The following is a 17,427-nucleotide window of genomic DNA, read 5'->3' on the forward strand; positions in this document are numbered from 1 at the left end:
CTTCAAGATCTATTCGTGTGCCTGGGCAACGACCTTCTCATTCTTGCGTCTGCGTGTGCGACCTGTTCCATCGCCCTCCTGCTTACGCGTGGCCTTGGCATTTGCCCCTTCAGGCTCCAGAGCGATGTCGAGCACCTCGCTGATATCAGACACAAAATGGAATTCCATCTGCTCACGTAGCTCTTTGGGCAGGTCTTCCATCAGGTCTCCTTCGTTCTTCTTGGGCAGAATCACGACGCGAATACCTGAACGGTACGCCGCCAACACCTTCTCCTTGACGCCACCAATCGGCAAGACCTTGCCACGCAGGGTAATTTCACCCGTCATGGCAACATCCGAGCGTACCTTACGTCCACTCGCCAACGAGACAAGCACAGTGGTCATAGTAATACCAGCCGAGGGACCATCCTTGGGGATGGCACCGGCAGGCACATGCACATGCACGTTCTGGTTCTCAAAAACGTGGTTTGGTAGACCAAGAGCCTCCGCATTTGAGCGCACATAGCTGAGCGCTGCGGTCACCGACTCCTTCATCACGTCTCCAAGCTGGCCTGTCAGAATCAGACGCTCTTCCTTGCCCGGCATGGTCGCGGCCTCAATAAAGATGATCTCGCCACCCACTGCCGTCCAGACCAGGCCCGTCGCGATGCCAGGGCGATCCAGACGTTCGGCAGCCTCATCAAAGAAGCGCCTGCGACCCAGGTAATCGCTCAACTGATCAGCGGTGATATGAACTGGCCCCTCTTTACCTTCGGAGATCTGTTTGGCAACCTTGCGGCACAGGGTTCCAACCTCGCGCTCAAGGTTACGCACACCCGCCTCACGGGTATAGTTGCGCACAACCAGGCGCAACACATCATCATCCAGCGTCAATTCATCACTTTTCAGGCCATTGGACTCCATCTGTTTCGTCAGAAGGTAATTGCGTGCGATGTGCACCTTCTGCTCCTCCGTATAGCCAGAGAGTTCCAGAATCTCCATACGGTCACGCAGGGGAGCAGGAATCGGCTCCAGCGCATTCGCCGTCGCGATAAACATTACCTTCGATAGGTCAAAGGGCAAATCGAGGTAATTATCGCGGAAGTTATAGTTCTGCTCGGGATCAAGCACTTCCAAGAGCGCTGACGAGGGGTCTCCCCTCCAATCCGCGCCTACCTTGTCGACCTCGTCCAGCATAATCACTGGATCATTGGCATCGACCCGGCGCAAGGTCTGAATAATACGCCCAGGCATCGCACCAATATATGTGCGACGGTGTCCGCGAACCTCCGCCTCGTCGCGAATACCGCCCAGAGAGATGCGCGCGAACTTGCGGCCCAATGAGCGTGCGATAGAATGTCCCAATGAGGTCTTACCTACTCCAGGAGGCCCCACGAAACACAGAATTGGCTCGCGATTGATTACACGTGTATGTTCCTGAGCAACAAGCGGCTGAGAACGTCGCTTCTCCTTCTCAGCGGACTCGTCAGCTTCGCTCTCGGCCTGCTCCTGCTGGCGCTGTGCCTCCTCTTCCTGACGCTCTTCTTTCAGATGGCGTACCGCGAGGTATTCAAGAATACGTTCCTTGATTTTCTGAAGATCGTAGTGATCCTCATCCAGGACCTCACGTGCGTGCGAGACATCGATCTTCTCTCCAGTACTGCGCGACCAGGGCAGGCTGACCAACAATTCCAGGTAGGTACGAATAATGCTATATTCAGGCGAGGCGGAAGGAAGCTTTTCTAACCGTGATAGCTCGCGGTTAGCCTCTTTGAGAGCTTCCTCCGGCATATTAGCCTCATCGATCTTCTGCCGCAATTCATTGACAGTCGCCTGCTCTTCGCTCTCTTCACCCAGTTCACGCTGAATGGCCTTGAGTTGCTCGCGCAAGAGATATTCGCGCTGCATCTTGCCCATCTCTTCCTGGGCGCTGGTCTGAATCTTCTTGCCCAGTTCGAGAATCTCTAACTCATGAGCAAGGAAGGTGCTCAATTGTACCAGCTTCTCACGGACAGAGTCGATCTCAAGCAACTTCTGGCGAAGTTCCAACTCCATCTGCACAAAGGTCGCGATGACATAGACAACCTGACGCGGCTCTTCAAGATTCAGAGTCGCGGCGGCGATCCCTTCGGGCATGTTCTGCACCAAAGCTACCAGGCGCTGGAAATACCCGATAACATTGCGCTTCAACGCCTCGGTCTCGTTATCATCTTCCTGGACATCGGGACGCGAGGTCACATGCGCCATCAGGTATGGCTTTTCCTGGGTGAACTCTCCTATATCAACGCGTTCTAGCCCCTGGACCGCGATCTGAAGCGTCCCATCGGGCATGCGGAACATACGTCCCACCCGCGCGACGGTTCCCGTACGGAAAATCTCATCGGGACTCGCTTGCTCGATATCGGCGGATTTTTGCGCGACAAGGACCACCAGACGATCTCCTCGCATGACATCATCAATCAGGCGAATCGAGCGCTCCTGTCCTACTCCCAGTGGCTGCACTGAGTAAGGATAGACCACGACATCTTTGAGAGGCAAGACTGGCAATACATCGGGAATAGTAAATGGTTCCTCACCATCGACTTCATCCTCTTTCGCTTCCACAATATCAATAGGAAGCGTTGGTTGTTGGAGTTCTTCCACATCCGACTGCTCAGTATCTACCGCTGCATTATCTTCTCTCGTTCCGCCCTCATCTTCACTTACAGGCGCATCCTCGCGCTCTTGCTCTTCCTGTTTTGAGGTATCAGCGGACTGAGTTGCTTCTTCCTGTATCTCCTGTTTGGTGGACTCTGGCTCACTATTATGCATATCATAAACTCCAAAACTTTCTCTACTACATCATCGCAAGGTCAATTATAAACGAATACATACGAGCATGCTTCCGTGCAAACTGGCCTCTCAGGGCATACGTGCATCCTCTAGATAGTAGTAAAGAACATGAATGGGTGAATAATGTTTCTCCACTACACGTTTGTCTCGGGACTCTGAATAGGAGCGTGCTCGGGTTCGGTTTGGAGCAATTTTGGAAGCTCCACCCATAAGAAACCTTTTTCATAGCGCGCGGTTACAGCGTCCCCTTGAATAGGATAGGGAATGAATACCTCAAGGCGAAAAGGCCCGTAGCGTACCTGCGCCTCATGATAATAGAGATTTGACAGGTGACCGTGTATATCCTGGCGCGTGCCGCTAATAATTAAAGCGTCCTCGTAGAGCGTAACCTCGATCTCTTCTTCTGTCATACCTGCGAGTTCCACCTTGACGACCATCATCTCAGGTGACTCAAGAATATCCGCCAGCGGACGCCACGTTGACGAGTGATGCGATATAGATTGCTGACCCTGACGCAAAGCTTCATTAAGGAGGCGACGATAATGCTGCTCCATCTGCTGCTGCGCGCCCGCTCCCACTGAGCGGTAGGTGACCTGCCTATAGCGCATGCGCATAGTATTTTTCCTTTTTATAGGTATGGCTGCTAACATAAAATGAAAGCAACCTAGAACAATCCCAGTGAGCAAAAAGGCAAAAGTACAAAGACCACTACGCCTTGTAGCGCTCTTCGCCTTTTGCCTACATCTATCCTACAAGACGATGAAGCCTATGTAATAGGTAAATCCTTCTCGCCCATTTCGAGCTCCTGCCAACAATCAAGGCAGATATACTCGAATTCGGAGAGGGTTTCGTCCAGCACATCGCTTTCGACGGCATGGGAGTCCCGGATAAGTGTTGGTTTATCACACTTAGCACACAACACATAATCGCCCGGAACAGCAGTCCGTCGGGTTCCAAGAACATCTTCCTGCATAAACCGACACCTGACTTTCTGCAGCACTTTAGCGATGGTCATTTAATGCTCTTTAAAAGCCTTTAAACAGAACGATAAATGTGACAGCGTCCAGTTAATTTCTAAACAGCATCAAGACACTCGAACTCCCAGTGAGTCAAATCACCCCTCAGAACCTCCCTATCTACAACATAGAAACTCTCTACGAGCCATGACTATTCCCGGTGCAAATCCTGGCATATACGGCGCCCATATGGTCGCGCTTGCACGCAAAATAATAGTCAAAAGACAAGCTTTTTTGGGAGGTAATCTGACTTATAGATTATGGCACGCATGGCACAAAAATGCAAGCAAGATGCTCATCAGCATGAGATGCCCGGGATTTTCACCCTAGGCGTGATTGACGCCCCTTAGGTGATGTGTTAATATGTTTCTATGTCATTCATTGGCATTCAATTTATTTTGAGAAACAGTCTCGATTTCTGCATCAAGAACCCTAACCCCTCAGCCGCATCTAGGTCATTTAAGGGTAACCACTGCTGATTACCCGCTGCGAAGAATGAGGTAACATCATGATCACACAAACGCTTCAACGATGGGTGCGTAAGATGTTCGCATGGTGGCCCTGGAGACACACAGATACTACCAACCATTCACAGTTAACAACTCTGCGCAATGCCTCCTCAACTTCCGATACGATGAAAACCTTTCCATCCGAAGGACCATTGCCTCAAACGGGCATGACCTCAGTAGCTATTGAACAACAATCGCCCCCTTCAGATCCACCTCCAGCACAACTCAAGTCCCCTATCAAGTCAAACACCGATGTCTCTTCAAACGCTCTCCCCAAGAAGCCCGCCTCAACCTTTGAGCAACAACTAGCGTATCTCCGCTACCTCTACCAACATGGGCTTATTAACGAGGGTTTCTCTGACGATACGCTTCCCAAACAATACCGTCGAGGACGTCACTCTGATAAATAAGGCAGGTATAGAAAAGAAGCAGGGGATTATTCCCTTGCCTCTTTCCTATACATTTTTCTTGAGACATACCCCTACTCAGCAGGCTCATATCCCTGTGAACGCGCCTCAACCTCAGATTCAAAGTAGATGATATCTAGAGGCGTGATCGTATCAGAAGTCAACTGCCTAGCTGTTCCAACAGGATAGTAGCGCTTCTGACTGATAACCCCAACCAGCTTCGCCTGCGGATTTACGCTGGCATCTTCTTCAGTCACAACAGGCAGTTGAGCAGCAAGCTCGCCTTCTGATGGTCGCTCTCCCTGAAAACGAACTGCATGGATGGTACCATGGGCCGTCTCAACGGTTTCTTTTTGCACGTGACCATCGAGCCCCAATACAACGTGCTCATCTTCATTTACATGAGTACGCTGCATACGCTTGCGCACAACCAGGATCACGGCAAGCGCGGTCGCGACTAGGCCAATTCCAAAACCAATAGCTGCCCAGAACCTACCATCTTGCTCACTAATGCCCTGTGCCAGGCGTTGGCGATATGCATCCAGGCTCCGGTCGATCTTCTTACTCTTCTTTGAAACTGCTCTTGCAGCCTTCTTGCTTCGCTTTGAGACCTTGCGCGCGGCCCTTTCACTAAAGCGAGAGAGATCACGCATCGCCCTCTCACGTCGCCGGGCCAGTTCATGAGCGGCCTGTTCACCATATCCGCCCAGTTCTTGACGCAAATTCTCGCCCTGTGTCCAGAGCTCCTCGCGCAACTGGTTTCCTCTATGGCTCACAGTAGAGGAAAGTTTGCGCCCACGCGCCCTTAACTCGTCAGCCAGTTCTTCGCCACGCTGAACAATATTTTGTGTATAGGGAGTGTTTGCCAGTTCAAGCAGCGACTCACTCAAAGAGGGTTTCGAATTTGCGGGTTCTCGGATTTCTTGTTGTGTTAATTTTGGCATGCGCACATACTCCTCGCTCAACTTAAAACACATACTATGTTCTACACGATTCAGTATAGTATTTGAATGCACCTCTCCGAAAGTCAAGCGGCACACAGGCAATTCACAGATCATAAGGAGTCTTCAATAATTTCATTCGCGCGGTGAGGAACATGAAGACACAAGTATTTATAGGTACCAATAAAGGTAACATGTGAGGCCGAGAAGGATAGAGTCATGAAAATATGGGAATGCGCGGGGACATATATGAGATTTGTGGTAATTCTGTCATTCGGCCCGAAGACTTACATTATGTCGTCAGCAGTGAGGGGGGTCGCACCACAAAGAAATCAGTCTTGTTCGGTCGCCGTTTCGCTCAACTGCAAAACTAAGCGGCAAAAATGCAGCATTGCAGTAGCAGATTCCAGGTAACTTGCTTCGTCTTGAGAGGCTAATGCTTGCGATGAAAGCACACGACGTCGCAAGGCACGCAAGACCACCATAATGTCTTCCTTGAGAGAGCTTTCGAGACCACCACGTTGCATAAGAAGAATTACTTGATCCACAATTGCATCTACTTCGCGACGCATCGAAGTTAGATCATCAACCCAGGTGCTATCGTCTTCAGCAAAGTCTGCTGCTTGCTCCGTACTCCAGGGAAGCACATCTGCAATAGAATCTCGTTGTTGTGTGTCGTCGGGTTGGGGAATGGACCTGCCCCGCTGCTGTAATGGTGTCTCTGCTTTCTCTTGTTTGACACCAAGCTCGCGTAACAACGCAGCCAATTCGTCTTCCCAGCCAGCCATAGAGCACCTCCTTGTGAAACAATCGCAAACAGTGATCTGAGCCGAACCGCCAGGAGTCATGCACACAATAATGCATACAGATCAAACACATGCCACGGTAGAGGAGTCGCGAAATGGCGAACAACAAATAAAGTCAGGCGTTTCAGTGCTCTCTACTGTGGACTGAAAGAGGTTACTGCAACTAAGCGAAGTGTAGCACAGTGCTTTTGCCTTGTAAATGGCCCGAATGGCTACCGCTCAGCATCTATTCAGTAGGAATTTGGTGGCAACTCATAGTATCTTATTAGATCAGGTGTTTTGAAGCGCGGTTACCCATATATTTAACACACGCTACCTGTAGCGACAGGGCAGAGGAAGCGTACAAGAGCATTTAGTCTTTCCGCTTCACAGCGCCATCAAAGGTATGAAGCCGCAAGTGTCGCAGCACCCTTAAATGAAATGGGAAACGGAAAGACAACCTCCTGGTAAAGAGAATCCAGCTCCTTGCCTCCACCTCTCATTTCATATTTGGCAAGATATGCTGGATTCAAAGCACTTTATTCTGTCAAGCTAGCGCAAATAGCAACCTGCGCATTAGCGCGTTAGATGAGGCATAAAAGACAGCACTGATATCAGGGTCGAGACAATCAACCCCAGAACCATGAACAGGCCAAACCAGCTATTCTGGCGTAACATAGCGCGGAAGACCAGATTCAGGCTATTGGGATTATCCGCACGCAATACCCCACTCACAATATTGACGAGCAATGGCAAAGTCCAGAAGACAGTTAAAAACCAATGAGGCGTATGCGACGGCATACTCAGTGCCGCTACAATTACATAAGGTATCATGAGCAGTGCCAGGAAAAGCCAGCGGCTCCATTTCAGGCCAAGACGATTAGCGAGTGTATATTTGTGTGCTTGCTCATCCCCTTCCAGGTCGCGCATATCGTTTGCTAGCAGGGATGCAGCAGCCAGCAATCCAAAGGGAAGGCTATAGATAAACACTTTGCGAAGGTCACTGCCACCTTCCGCGATATATGCGCTCATCGTCACCAGAGGCCCAAAGATAACCAATGCAGCTACCGGCCCCAGACAGAGAGACGAAATTGATTTGCTGCTCGCGCTATAGAAATAAGCACATGCCAGACCAACCAGACCAAACAAGGCCAGAAGCCAGGCGCCACACACAATAGCCATGCTAGCCCCAGCTATCGCCCCCAGAACTAGAAAAAGGAGACCTATAGCCAGGATACGTGTTGGCTTGAGCAAACCTTGCTGAATAAGTCCGCCAGGTCCTAACGGATTGCTGGTATCTACACCACGAATGTAGTCATAGTAATCGTTAATGAGGTTTGCCCCCAGGTGGATAAGTAGAACAGCCACCAGACCTAACACAAAAGCAGGTTTGAACAAACCTAGCAACGTCTCCTTACCAGCACGCTCACTCCACGCCAGCACCGAGCCGAAGAGGAAGGGAAAGAGCGACATTGCCAGATACGTAGGACGTACTCCATCCAAAAAAATGCGTAGCCATTCACCCAATGTACGGTGATATTCTGCGGGCTGCACAACAAGGGGAGTTGGCACGCTAAAATCGCGTGTCGACTCGATCGAATGCACAGAAATAGCAGGCGGCTCAAGCTCGCCTATAGCTTTTAAAGATTCCAGGGGGACTGTCGGTAGGCGCTCAGCCTTTTCGTCTACCGCATCAACAATGGGAGCAGCCGCGCCAGACTTAGAGCTCTTGCTCTCATTACTTGTGGCTCCCATGTTCTGTTTCTTCTGCTCTTCTTTTTCCATACGCTTCCCTCTCGGCATAGATCAATGAATAGAATAAATGATTTCGTTCTCAATTAAGAAGGACGTTGTGGATACCTACAATACAACATTTGACAAAAAAAATGAGACGTGCGGGCCTCCATAGGGAATAGAGGCACTGCTCCCTACTACTCGCGCCTTATCTGAGACTCGAGTGCGTTAGCACTAGCCACTATCATGCCTGGCATACCCAAACGGGTTCGTTTCTGTAGAACCTTTCTCTGGCGATCTTATGAAGAGACCAAGCACGTCCTATAAGCCTAGAATTCTTAATACTGTTCTTAGTATACAGAACCAGGAAAGCATTCTTTGCAAGTATATACATGCTATTATGTAGCAAAGATAGGCATAAATGGGAGGCGCGCAGAACCATCAATACGTTCATTTATGTGAGCTTAAAGGATGGCCCTAAACGTGTGCTTCGCCTCCTACTGCTCAGAAGATTGCTTAGCGGAACTGGTCTGTTGTAAGGTCTGATAGAGTTCATGAATCGATTGCTGAAGTTGGGCCTGCCTCATAGCAGTTGTTAGATCTCCACGAGTCTTCTCAAGAATGCCGCGTGTGACATCTGTTGTACGGCGCAGACCTGATGTAATGGCATCGGGGAAATCAACAGAGATGAGCAAAGCATAGATATCATCCATGTACTGAAGATAATTCTCGCAATCGTTGAGGTTGCCCCGTCGTAACTGGTCGAGGAGATAGCGTCGTAGTTCGCCTGCCGCTTCAGCTAACCCATTAAGGTACGCGGCCCAGCCAATACCCAGTTCTCCCGCGTCGGGAAGGGCCTGATATTGCGTCAAGGCAGCAAAACACACCGCCTCCGCGTATTCTTTTTGCGCATCATGCACAAAGCCAGCATAATAAATATCCTGGTGATTCTGTAGACTTGACTCGATTTCACGGAGTAGCTGATGGGCCTGAGCTATCAGTTCCGTGGCACTCGCGCGTTCATGACGATGCGTAGCGCGAATACTATTGGCACAACAGCGAATGACTCGGCGTGATTTGGGAAGCGCTTCCTCACGTGCTGCATGTTTGAGTGAGAGATGCTCTATAGCCTGTTGTCCTATACGATCAAGATTGTCGGGCATGCCCTTGCATCCTTTCTGTGATACTGATAGTGTACCATAGCAAGAAGGCGCACACCACAAACTGAGTAGATATAGGTATTCACAACTATGAGCATGTATAGTAGGACATACTGAGACATGCCCTACTATGGCTATGGAAGCAGGAGGTTTGTTTGTTGCTAACGCAACAGAGGATAGACCTCGATCTCTTCAGGAAAGGTCATATATTCCAGGTCTCCAGCCCAGAAGAGCTGCTTCATAATCTCAGCAGTCGCATAGAGTAAATGCTGCCAGGCAGCTTCACGACCACGTTCAAAAGTCTCACTTCCCTCGTATACCGCCATATCGACAAAAGTAGCGCTAAGTGGCATATGTTCACTTAATCGCACAAGGTAAATGTGCATTTTTGTCTTGCCGCGCTCAGCAGGCACAATCACACGCAATTCAGGTCGCTGCTCCACTACATCCAGGCGATAAAAAACGCCATAATGGTCGCGAGATGCCTGAAAGATAGAGACTTCAGGGCGAGCGTCATCTGCGTCATACGTGGGCTCAACGCGCTCTCTCTGTCCATCTTCTGGTCGTTCCATCTCGACTCCTAGTTTTGCTAGAAATTCCTCAAACTGCTCATGAATGTTCATCACACATTTCTCCCGCTTACCCGATAGTACAGATATAGAATGATATTCACCTCTCATTTTGCTATTCTTCCTATACATCCCAGAAGCGGAAAGGCGGAAATGCAATGTTGCCCTCTATGCAAGAGTCGGTGCGAAGTCCAACTTCGCACCGACTCAAATCAAGTACATCGCGCTTTTATATAGCGTTCAACCACCAACACGCTTTACTTTATAGCCAAGCGCGATCAGCTTCCCCTCAACCTTCTCTAAATGGTCACCCTGAACCTCAATATTTCCCTCTTTGATGGTGCCTCCCGAGCCACAAAGTTTCTTAAACTGCTGGGCAAGTTCACCCAGACTCTCACCAGGCAATCCACTAATGACTGTGACGGTCTTTCCGCCACGTTGCTTCCGGTCGCGCATAATACGTATAAAGCCATCGCTCTTCTTTGCTGGCGCGGAACTCGGAGCCTCGTTACAGCGGCACTTCTTGTAGGGTTGCCCACAGCGAGGGCAGGTGGAGACACGACCACTATCGGTCGTGTAGACGATTCGATCTGGCATACATGAGACCTTCCTTTCGTGTTTGGCGCCGCTCTTATCTTATCATAGAGGTCTCTCAGCCTGAATACATGTTTCAGGCCCTGGTCAGATCAGTTATCATATAGATGTTGGGCAATACACCTATTTTTTTGTGGAAAGGATCATGTATCTTGCTTATCATTGACGCACATCAAGATATTGCTTATAACGCGCTTGAATGGGATCGTGATATCCGCCGCTCAGTCTACGAGACCCGCAAGCGGGAAGAGGGTTACACGGGACACCCAGCGGCCCATCCTACGCTGGGAGCAGGCGGAATCGCGATGTCAGGCTTGCCAGAGTTACGCCGTGGAGGCTTCAGCCTGGTCTTCGCCACTATTTTTTGCGAGCCTCTCTCAGAGGTACATATACCAGCCTGCACCCAACCACTCACGCAGGCATATACCACTGCCGAGGAAGCTTACCGGATTGGACAGGCGCAATTCGCCTACTATCAGGAACTTGCCAACGAACCCGGTGTCTCGCTTGTGCTCAATCAGCAAGACCTGCATTCACACCTGACGAGCTGGCAGGTCAGTTCGCCCGACGACCCCCAACGCCCCTTCGGCATTGTTCCACTTATGGAAGGTGCGGACCCTATTCGCACGCCAGAGGAGGCCGAAGCATGGTACGAACAGGGTCTCCGTATCGTCGGACTGGCATGGCATGGAACACGCTACTCAGGGGGCACCAGCCAGCCAGGGCCACTTACGAGTGCTGGACGAGACTTACTTAAGGTTATGGAGCGGGTTGGCCTCATCCTCGACATGTCTCATAGTGCCGAGGAGAGCTTCTGGCAGGCGCTTGATCTCTACTCTGGCCCTGTTATGGCAAGTCATAGCAACTGTCGCGTATACACGCCAACTGACCGCCATTTAACTGATGATATGATTCGTGCGCTCATCGAGCGAGACGCGGTTATTGGTATGGTTCCCGGAAACTTTTTCCTCAATGGTGAGTGGAAACGGAATCATCGCTTCCCCGTTCACCTGGAGCAGGTTGTACGTCACATAGATCACGTCTGTCAGATCAGTGGCGACGCGCTTCATGTTGGCCTTGGCAGCGACATTGATGGAGGTTTCGGTCGTGATGAAACTCCTGAAGAGCTCGATACCGCGCTTGACTTTGTGAAGATTGCCGACATACTGAAAACATCAGGCTATAAAGAGGATGATATCTTCAATATTATGGGCGGAAACTGGAAGCGCTTCTTGAGTCGCGCTTTGCCAGCTTCCTAATACTCAATCTAATCAGCAGAAATCGGGCATGTCTATCTCTATGCCCGATTTCTTTTTCTTCAACATTACCTCCTCATCCTCCCCCACAGCTATATGACCATATATAGATTTTCGACTTCGCTTTTATACGCGTAATTGCCCTCACCCAGCCTATACACCCACGTTTTCATCCTCCGGTATACCATAAAATAGTGACACGAAATCTGGTGTTCATGCGTGTAGGTAGGTGTTTATAAAATATTTTCACTAGCTCTCACTAGCTCTTAAGAGGGGCAAGCAAGCATTTCGCTGTAAATTTTACTCACAAACTAGGAAGTGCGGGAAATATTATGTATGATATAAAAAACACGATTATCGCTCACTATGCCATCCGCCAGTATCTCACCAAGGGAGGGATGTCGGAGATCTATCTCGCCCATGACCTACATACAGAACAAGAAGTTGCGATTAAGCTCGTACATAGTAGTAATCAGGAATACTGCCAGCGCTTTCAGAGAGAAGCACAAGCCATAGCCTCGTTACACCATCCACATATCTTGCCCGCGCTAGACTATGGTGAATTTGGCCCCTGGTGCTACCTGGTAACGCCTTATGTTGCCCATGGAACGCTACGGGACTATATCCATCACCAACCGCTCTCATTGGAAAAGGCTGGCATCTACCTTGAACAGATTGCTTCAGCGCTTCAATACGCACATGACAACGGCATCATTCATCGCGATATCAAGGCTTCAAACATCTTTATGCGCAATGGGCAACATACCTATCTCGCCGATTTCGGTCTGGTCAAGAATCTTACAGACACCTCTGAAAGCCTCACCGAGAGTGGCTATTTAATCGGCACAGCCGAATACATGGCTCCAGAACTGGCGGAAGAGGAGGCCACCCCGGCCAGCGACCTCTATTCACTGGGCATCCTACTCTACCAGATGCTCACAGGTGACGTCCCTTTTAAAGGGACCAGCCCAGTTGGAACCTTTATGAAGCACCTTTCAGAGAGAGCCCAACTCCCATCTCGACGCAATCATGCTATCCCAAAAGAAATAGAGCGTGTGGTCATGCGCGCCATGGCCAAAGAGCCACACTCACGCTATCAGTCGGCCATTGAGTTCTCCAGTGCCTATCGGCAGGCGCTTACCAACTTCAATGAACGTCAGGCCACTACCGAACAGACACTTACCACAGTAACTATGCCCCAGACAGAAGTGCCCATATTCCTGACATCTGCTGGAACCAAACTTCGAGAACACAGCCGATCCACACTAGCAATCACGATGATGGTTCCACTGCTTCTGGGTCTTTCCATTTATATGCTTCTAGGTACCAATATGACGCCGGCGCAATCGCTAAACGCGACGATTGTGCAACCTACAGCCATACCTGGAGCATCAATTCATGCATCCTCAAAAGATACATCTAACAATCATCAGAGTGCAGCCGGAAGCAACTTTCAGAAAAGCGAGGAGAGCGCCCCGCCTGGGCCAGCCTCCCCAGCCATCCATAAAGGAAAAGATCAGGAGGAGAAAGGCGATAATCCCAAAAAGAAAGGTGGCCCATCACATGATAAGGGCAAGCCTAAGCCATAACCTTACTACTTATGGCCCGCGAAGCGCTTGAGTTATGGACAGCAGATTGAAAAGTTGACACAAGTCCATTCAGGCTCTATACTGGCATAATGCGCGCTTTAGCGTTTGAACCCGCTGACGATCCTACCCCTGGACCTCCCTGGCGGTATGCCCGTGTGGACCAGGCCCAACGATAAAAGAGTCTCTTCAGGCTAAACACCCTACCCCACCGGCTCCCTCCACGACCCGGTAGATGAGGAAGCATACAACAAGCATGTCTGAATTAGAGGGAACACAACTCGGTCCTTATACAATCATTCGTCTGCTCGGCAAAGGCGGCATGGCACGCGTATACCTGGCTCGCGATAATGAGCGGGACCAAGAAGTCGCCATCAAAGTTGTTCATGAAGACAATACAGATTTTATCGAGCGCTTCAGGCGCGAGATAGGAGCTATTGATAGTCTCTCTCATGAACATATTCTGCCTGCATACGACTATGACACACAAGACCACTGGCACTATCTCGTCATGCCTCACATTAAGGGGGGTACTCTTCGGCACCTGATTAAAAAGAGTGCGCTTTCACCTGCCCATGCCGGTGAGATCTTGTATCAACTGGCTGATGCATTACAAACGGCACACGACCAGGGAATCATTCACCGCGATATCAAGCCATCGAACATACTTATGCGCGACCCCCATTATGCCTATCTCGCCGATTTCGGTCTCGCGAAGTCCCTGGAAGCAACCCAGGAAATGACGCTTACTCAAAGCGGGACTCTGCTTGGCACGCCAGAGTACATGGCACCGGATCTCGCAGAGGGGCCTGCAACTACCAGTAGCGACATTTACGCGTTGGGTGTTGTGCTCTACCAGATGCTCACAGGGCGTCTTCCCTTCACCGCCGAGACGCCAATCGCCGTTTATTGGAAACAAATTCGTGAGCGCCCACGCCCTCCTTCACATTGGAAGCCTAATCTCTCGCCTGCTATCGACTATGTCGTCATGCGTGCCCTCGCGAAGCATCCTACACATCGCTATCAATCAGTTGGTGAGATGGCAGATGATTTTCAGATCGCGCTGATCTCTCCTGAGATACTGACAATGGATAACGAAGAAGAACTCTATGAGGGGACTTCTTTTGAACCCGAAGAAGAACCAGGCGAGGAAGAAACTAGCTATAGGGAGGAACCAGAAGCCCCAAGCCATCCCTCCAGACCAACTCCAAAGCATACGAGTCGGGAACGGCTGGTACTACCAACCAATACTCTGTCTCCACCTACAGCGTCACCCAGAAGTGGGAAAATAACCCCATATCATGGTTCACAGCCTGTATATACGGAACACTCATCGGGAGCAAGAAGTATTCCACCCTCACGTGCGGCGCTTGCCGCTCGCAAACGGAGCCAGCTACGCAAACGCCAGATCAGGATCTTGAGCATTATTTTAATTGGCTTACTCCTCATTGTAGGGTTACCAATGGCTTTTATCTACTATATTTTCGTAACTCATAGCAATGCCCAGCATACAAACGATATGCCAACAATAACCGCAACCGCCCGGAACACATCAAACTCTAACATAGCGGCAACAGCCACAGCCGGACCCGTCGCGACACTTACTAGCCAGGAACCGATGCTGACTAATCCGCTTACCTCAAACCAGGATGGAATCTTGAATGAGGTTGCCAATCACTGCTCCTTCCAGAATGACGGCTATCATGTGTTGGTAAAGCAGAGTGACTATTTGCAGCCATGTCCGCTCCGAAACCAGGTTCTCAACGATGGCGCGCTCCAGGTGGACGTTACACTACTGAACGGCAACAACGCTGGTATGCTGTTACGCCTCAATGGCGAGCAATTCTATGACTTTGAAATCAACGATCAAGGGCAGTTCTTCTTCCGTCGCCATGACGTCGGCAGTGGTGTCAACTATGTTGATCTAATACGTCCAACAATAAGCACCGCCATCAAATTGGGGCAGCGCAATACCCTGCTCGCCATCGCTCGTAATGCGGACTTTAAGCTCTATATCAATGGAATCTTCGTTGGCGAAACAAGCGACAGCTTTTATAGTAGCGGACAGATAGCTCTGACCGCAGGAACCCTCGCGCCCCAACAAAATGGCGATGGGCTCTTTAACGATCTCAAACTCTACAAGCTCTAAGCAGTCAGACAGACATTTTGATTGCTATTTGCTTACAAAATTACTTTATCTATGCTACAAGCATAGATATCCTCTTCTTTCATCCGCCACCCTCTGCTATGGTAGGAAGAGTAATAGTCACGCCACTCCATAGTGGTTGACCTCACTCATATATCTGAAAGGCAGAGGTGTGAACGATGAAAATTGCGGCGCTATACGATATCCATGGAAATTTGCCAGCGCTAAACGCGCTCCTGGCAGAGATCGAAGAGGTACAGCCAGACCTGATTGTTATTGGTGGCGATATCGTCTCCGGGCCAATGCCGGGGCAACCCTGGAGCGCCTCTTACAGCTTGGAGAACGTGCTCACTTTATTCGCGGGAATGGAGACCGCGAGGTTGTCGCGGCCTTTGATGGTCAGCCCTTTGCCCCTGCGATGTCAGATGAGGGACGCGCAATAACACACTGGGTTGCCAGACAACTCACATCCACTCAGCGAGATTTCCTGGCAGCATTACCAGAGCAAATTGAGATGCAGGTTGAAGGATTGGGAGAAGTTAATTTTTGCCATGCCACCATACGCAATGACGAGGAGATCTTTACGCCTCTCACTCCTCAGGCCCGACTGGAGACCATTTTCTCCGAGGCAAGGCATGATACTATCGTTTGTGGACATACACACATTCAGTTCGAACTAAAGCTTGGCAATCTACGCATTCTTAATGCGGGAAGCGTTGGAATGCCTTATGCTGAGCAACCTGGCGCGTACTGGCTACTATTAGACTCCCAGGGCTATAAATTCCAATATACTCCCTATGATGGTGAGACAGCAGCCTTAGAGGTGCGCGCGAGTGGGTATCCCCAGGCCCAGGCATTCGCAGATGAGAACATCCTCAAAATCCCAACGGCGACTGAGGCCATGACCATTTTCGAGCGTATGGCAGAGGAGCGCTGGTCGCGAGACGAGTAGAGCGAACGCCGAGCTGGGGACAGACAATTATGATAACTCTAACTCTTTACGAAACTCGTCGAGATACTCTTCCATAAAACGTGTTCGACGCCAGGCAAGTGATCGCCCGGTCTCGGTTTGCATCGATTCCACCAGCCTCAAGAGCTTCTTGGGAAAGTGGTCAAGCATATAGCGCTCATCATCGAGCGGGTGCTGGCGCGCGAAGGGATCATCGGGATGATAAGCGGTGGTTTCACTTCCCCGTCCCTGGCGCACCGCACCCGTGATCGCCCAACGCATAACGCCTATGGCTCCCAGACCATCCAGCCTATCAGCGTCGCGCACAACCCCCGCTTCCAGGGTACTCGGCTCAATCCCCTTACTAAAACTATGGGCTACAATCGCATGCACAATTGCCTCTTGCCGCTCGGAAGGGATGTTATGACGTGACATCAATTCACGCGCGAGAGTGACCGAAAGATCCGCATGATGCCGCCCCGCTTCACTGGGAGCTGTACGCCCTAAATCGTGCATCAAGGCCGCCATACCAATGATAAATAGGTCTCCCTGCTCACGACGCCCAATCATATTCGCCAGTTTATAGACGCGCTCGACGTGATCCCAACCATGAGCAAGGTCCCTAAGAGGCGCAAAGCGCTCCTTGACATCATTATAGATTGCTTCTATAGTCCTCTGCTCTTCAAAAGCCATTGTCATTGGAGTAGTCAGCCTTTCACTCAGATCCTCTACAAATGCCTATGCCATTGGCGCGCTAGCGCTTCGTGCTCATTTTTTTCGCACAAGGAGTTAACATAAAATATATGATTTATCCCACCACCAACCTCTCCGGTGGAAGGATGGGCCATTTCGTTTGCTTGCTATACTACAAGAGAGAACAATGCAAAAGCGTGCATGAACAATGAGTGAGCCAAAAATCTACGCCACTGACATAGTTAGGCCCTCGCCCCCATGTGAGGGCACG

The 17,427-nt window shown here is 50.2% G+C and carries 15 protein-coding genes; 5 read left to right on the forward strand and 10 right to left on the reverse strand.

Going from position 1 to position 17,427, the window contains the following annotated elements; genetic code table 11:
* Positions 1-9 precede the first annotated feature (9 nt).
* The 3 genes from lon to K3T82_RS10485 all read right to left on the reverse strand — a co-directional run bounded on the left by lon (position 10) and on the right by K3T82_RS10485 (position 3,826).
* The gene (gene lon / locus K3T82_RS10475) at positions 10-2,790 is read right to left on the reverse strand and encodes an endopeptidase La (protein ID WP_236031091.1); all 2,781 of its coding nucleotides are present in this window, start codon (positions 2,788-2,790) and stop codon (positions 10-12) included.
* Between the two features lie 155 nt (positions 2,791-2,945).
* Positions 2,946-3,425 carry an Hsp20/alpha crystallin family protein gene (locus K3T82_RS10480; RefSeq protein ID WP_220193420.1) on the reverse strand — a complete coding sequence of 160 codons (480 nt, stop codon included), beginning with the start codon at positions 3,423-3,425 and terminating at the stop codon, positions 2,946-2,948.
* Between the two features lie 152 nt (positions 3,426-3,577).
* Entirely contained in the window at positions 3,578-3,826 is a 249-nt protein-coding gene (locus K3T82_RS10485; protein ID WP_220193421.1) for a hypothetical protein, read from the reverse strand.
* A 509-nt stretch (positions 3,827-4,335) separates the two neighbouring features.
* Here K3T82_RS10485 and K3T82_RS10490 point away from each other — a divergent pair.
* Positions 4,336-4,746, forward strand: coding sequence for a hypothetical protein (locus tag K3T82_RS10490; RefSeq protein ID WP_220193422.1), 411 nt, complete (start codon positions 4,336-4,338; stop codon positions 4,744-4,746).
* Positions 4,747-4,817: 71 nt separating this feature from the next.
* Here the strand turns inward: K3T82_RS10490 and K3T82_RS10495 are convergent, their stop codons facing one another.
* The 6 genes from K3T82_RS10495 to K3T82_RS10520 all read right to left on the reverse strand — a co-directional run bounded on the left by K3T82_RS10495 (position 4,818) and on the right by K3T82_RS10520 (position 10,529).
* The gene (locus tag K3T82_RS10495; protein ID WP_220193423.1) at positions 4,818-5,687 is read right to left on the reverse strand and encodes a hypothetical protein; all 870 of its coding nucleotides are present in this window, start codon (positions 5,685-5,687) and stop codon (positions 4,818-4,820) included.
* A 329-nt stretch (positions 5,688-6,016) separates the two neighbouring features.
* The gene (locus K3T82_RS10500; protein ID WP_220193424.1) at positions 6,017-6,472 is read right to left on the reverse strand and encodes a hypothetical protein; all 456 of its coding nucleotides are present in this window, start codon (positions 6,470-6,472) and stop codon (positions 6,017-6,019) included.
* Positions 6,473-7,045: 573 nt separating this feature from the next.
* A complete protein-coding gene (gene menA / locus K3T82_RS10505) occupies positions 7,046-8,254 on the reverse strand; it encodes a 1,4-dihydroxy-2-naphthoate octaprenyltransferase (protein WP_220193425.1) in 1,209 nt (402 codons plus the stop codon).
* A 446-nt stretch (positions 8,255-8,700) separates the two neighbouring features.
* Complete coding sequence (locus tag K3T82_RS10510; protein WP_220193426.1) at positions 8,701-9,366, reverse strand: translin family protein; 666 nt, start codon at positions 9,364-9,366, stop codon at positions 8,701-8,703.
* 158 nt (positions 9,367-9,524) lie between these two features.
* Complete coding sequence (locus K3T82_RS10515) at positions 9,525-9,989, reverse strand: hypothetical protein (protein WP_220193427.1); 465 nt, start codon at positions 9,987-9,989, stop codon at positions 9,525-9,527.
* A 183-nt stretch (positions 9,990-10,172) separates the two neighbouring features.
* Complete coding sequence (locus tag K3T82_RS10520; RefSeq protein ID WP_220193428.1) at positions 10,173-10,529, reverse strand: SUI1 family translation initiation factor; 357 nt, start codon at positions 10,527-10,529, stop codon at positions 10,173-10,175.
* A gap of 149 nt (positions 10,530-10,678) precedes the next feature.
* Here K3T82_RS10520 and K3T82_RS10525 point away from each other — a divergent pair, with 149 nt between their 5' ends.
* From K3T82_RS10525 to K3T82_RS10545, 4 genes are all read left to right on the forward strand, one after another.
* On the forward strand, positions 10,679-11,785 hold the full coding sequence (locus tag K3T82_RS10525; protein WP_220193429.1) for a dipeptidase: 1,107 nt from the start codon (positions 10,679-10,681) through the stop codon (positions 11,783-11,785).
* 329 nt (positions 11,786-12,114) lie between these two features.
* A complete protein-coding gene (locus K3T82_RS10530) occupies positions 12,115-13,371 on the forward strand; it encodes a serine/threonine protein kinase (protein WP_220193430.1) in 1,257 nt (418 codons plus the stop codon).
* Between the two features lie 253 nt (positions 13,372-13,624).
* Positions 13,625-15,517, forward strand: a complete 1,893-nt coding sequence (locus tag K3T82_RS10535) for a serine/threonine protein kinase (protein WP_220193431.1) — start codon at positions 13,625-13,627, stop codon at positions 15,515-15,517.
* 169 nt (positions 15,518-15,686) lie between these two features.
* Positions 15,687-16,466, forward strand: a complete 780-nt coding sequence (locus K3T82_RS10545; protein WP_236031093.1) for a metallophosphoesterase family protein — start codon at positions 15,687-15,689, stop codon at positions 16,464-16,466.
* A gap of 27 nt (positions 16,467-16,493) precedes the next feature.
* On the opposite strand, the gene K3T82_RS10550 is transcribed toward K3T82_RS10545, so the two are convergent.
* Positions 16,494-17,162 carry an HD domain-containing protein gene (locus tag K3T82_RS10550; protein WP_220193434.1) on the reverse strand — a complete coding sequence of 223 codons (669 nt, stop codon included), beginning with the start codon at positions 17,160-17,162 and terminating at the stop codon, positions 16,494-16,496.
* Between the last annotated feature and the right edge of the window lie 265 nt (positions 17,163-17,427).

It is taken from the genome of Ktedonospora formicarum (assembly GCF_016587355.1).
In the GTDB taxonomy this organism is placed as follows: Bacteria; Chloroflexota; Ktedonobacteria; order Ktedonobacterales; family Ktedonobacteraceae; genus Ktedonobacter; species Ktedonobacter formicarum.

Coding starts and splice junctions, on each gene's coding strand:
- lon (WP_236031091.1), bottom strand. CDS start 2,790: ATGCATAATAGTGAGCCAGAGTCCACCAAACAGGAGATACAGGAAGAA.
- K3T82_RS10480 (WP_220193420.1), bottom strand. CDS start 3,425: ATGCGCATGCGCTATAGGCAGGTCACCTACCGCTCAGTGGGAGCGGGC.
- K3T82_RS10485 (WP_220193421.1), bottom strand. CDS start 3,826: ATGACCATCGCTAAAGTGCTGCAGAAAGTCAGGTGTCGGTTTATGCAG.
- K3T82_RS10490 (WP_220193422.1), top strand. CDS start 4,336: ATGATCACACAAACGCTTCAACGATGGGTGCGTAAGATGTTCGCATGG.
- K3T82_RS10495 (WP_220193423.1), bottom strand. CDS start 5,687: ATGCCAAAATTAACACAACAAGAAATCCGAGAACCCGCAAATTCGAAA.
- K3T82_RS10500 (WP_220193424.1), bottom strand. CDS start 6,472: ATGGCTGGCTGGGAAGACGAATTGGCTGCGTTGTTACGCGAGCTTGGT.
- menA (WP_220193425.1), bottom strand. CDS start 8,254: ATGGAAAAAGAAGAGCAGAAGAAACAGAACATGGGAGCCACAAGTAAT.
- K3T82_RS10510 (WP_220193426.1), bottom strand. CDS start 9,366: ATGCCCGACAATCTTGATCGTATAGGACAACAGGCTATAGAGCATCTC.
- K3T82_RS10520 (WP_220193428.1), bottom strand. CDS start 10,529: ATGCCAGATCGAATCGTCTACACGACCGATAGTGGTCGTGTCTCCACC.
- K3T82_RS10530 (WP_220193430.1), top strand. CDS start 12,115: ATGTATGATATAAAAAACACGATTATCGCTCACTATGCCATCCGCCAG.
- K3T82_RS10535 (WP_220193431.1), top strand. CDS start 13,625: ATGTCTGAATTAGAGGGAACACAACTCGGTCCTTATACAATCATTCGT.
- K3T82_RS10550 (WP_220193434.1), bottom strand. CDS start 17,162: ATGACAATGGCTTTTGAAGAGCAGAGGACTATAGAAGCAATCTATAAT.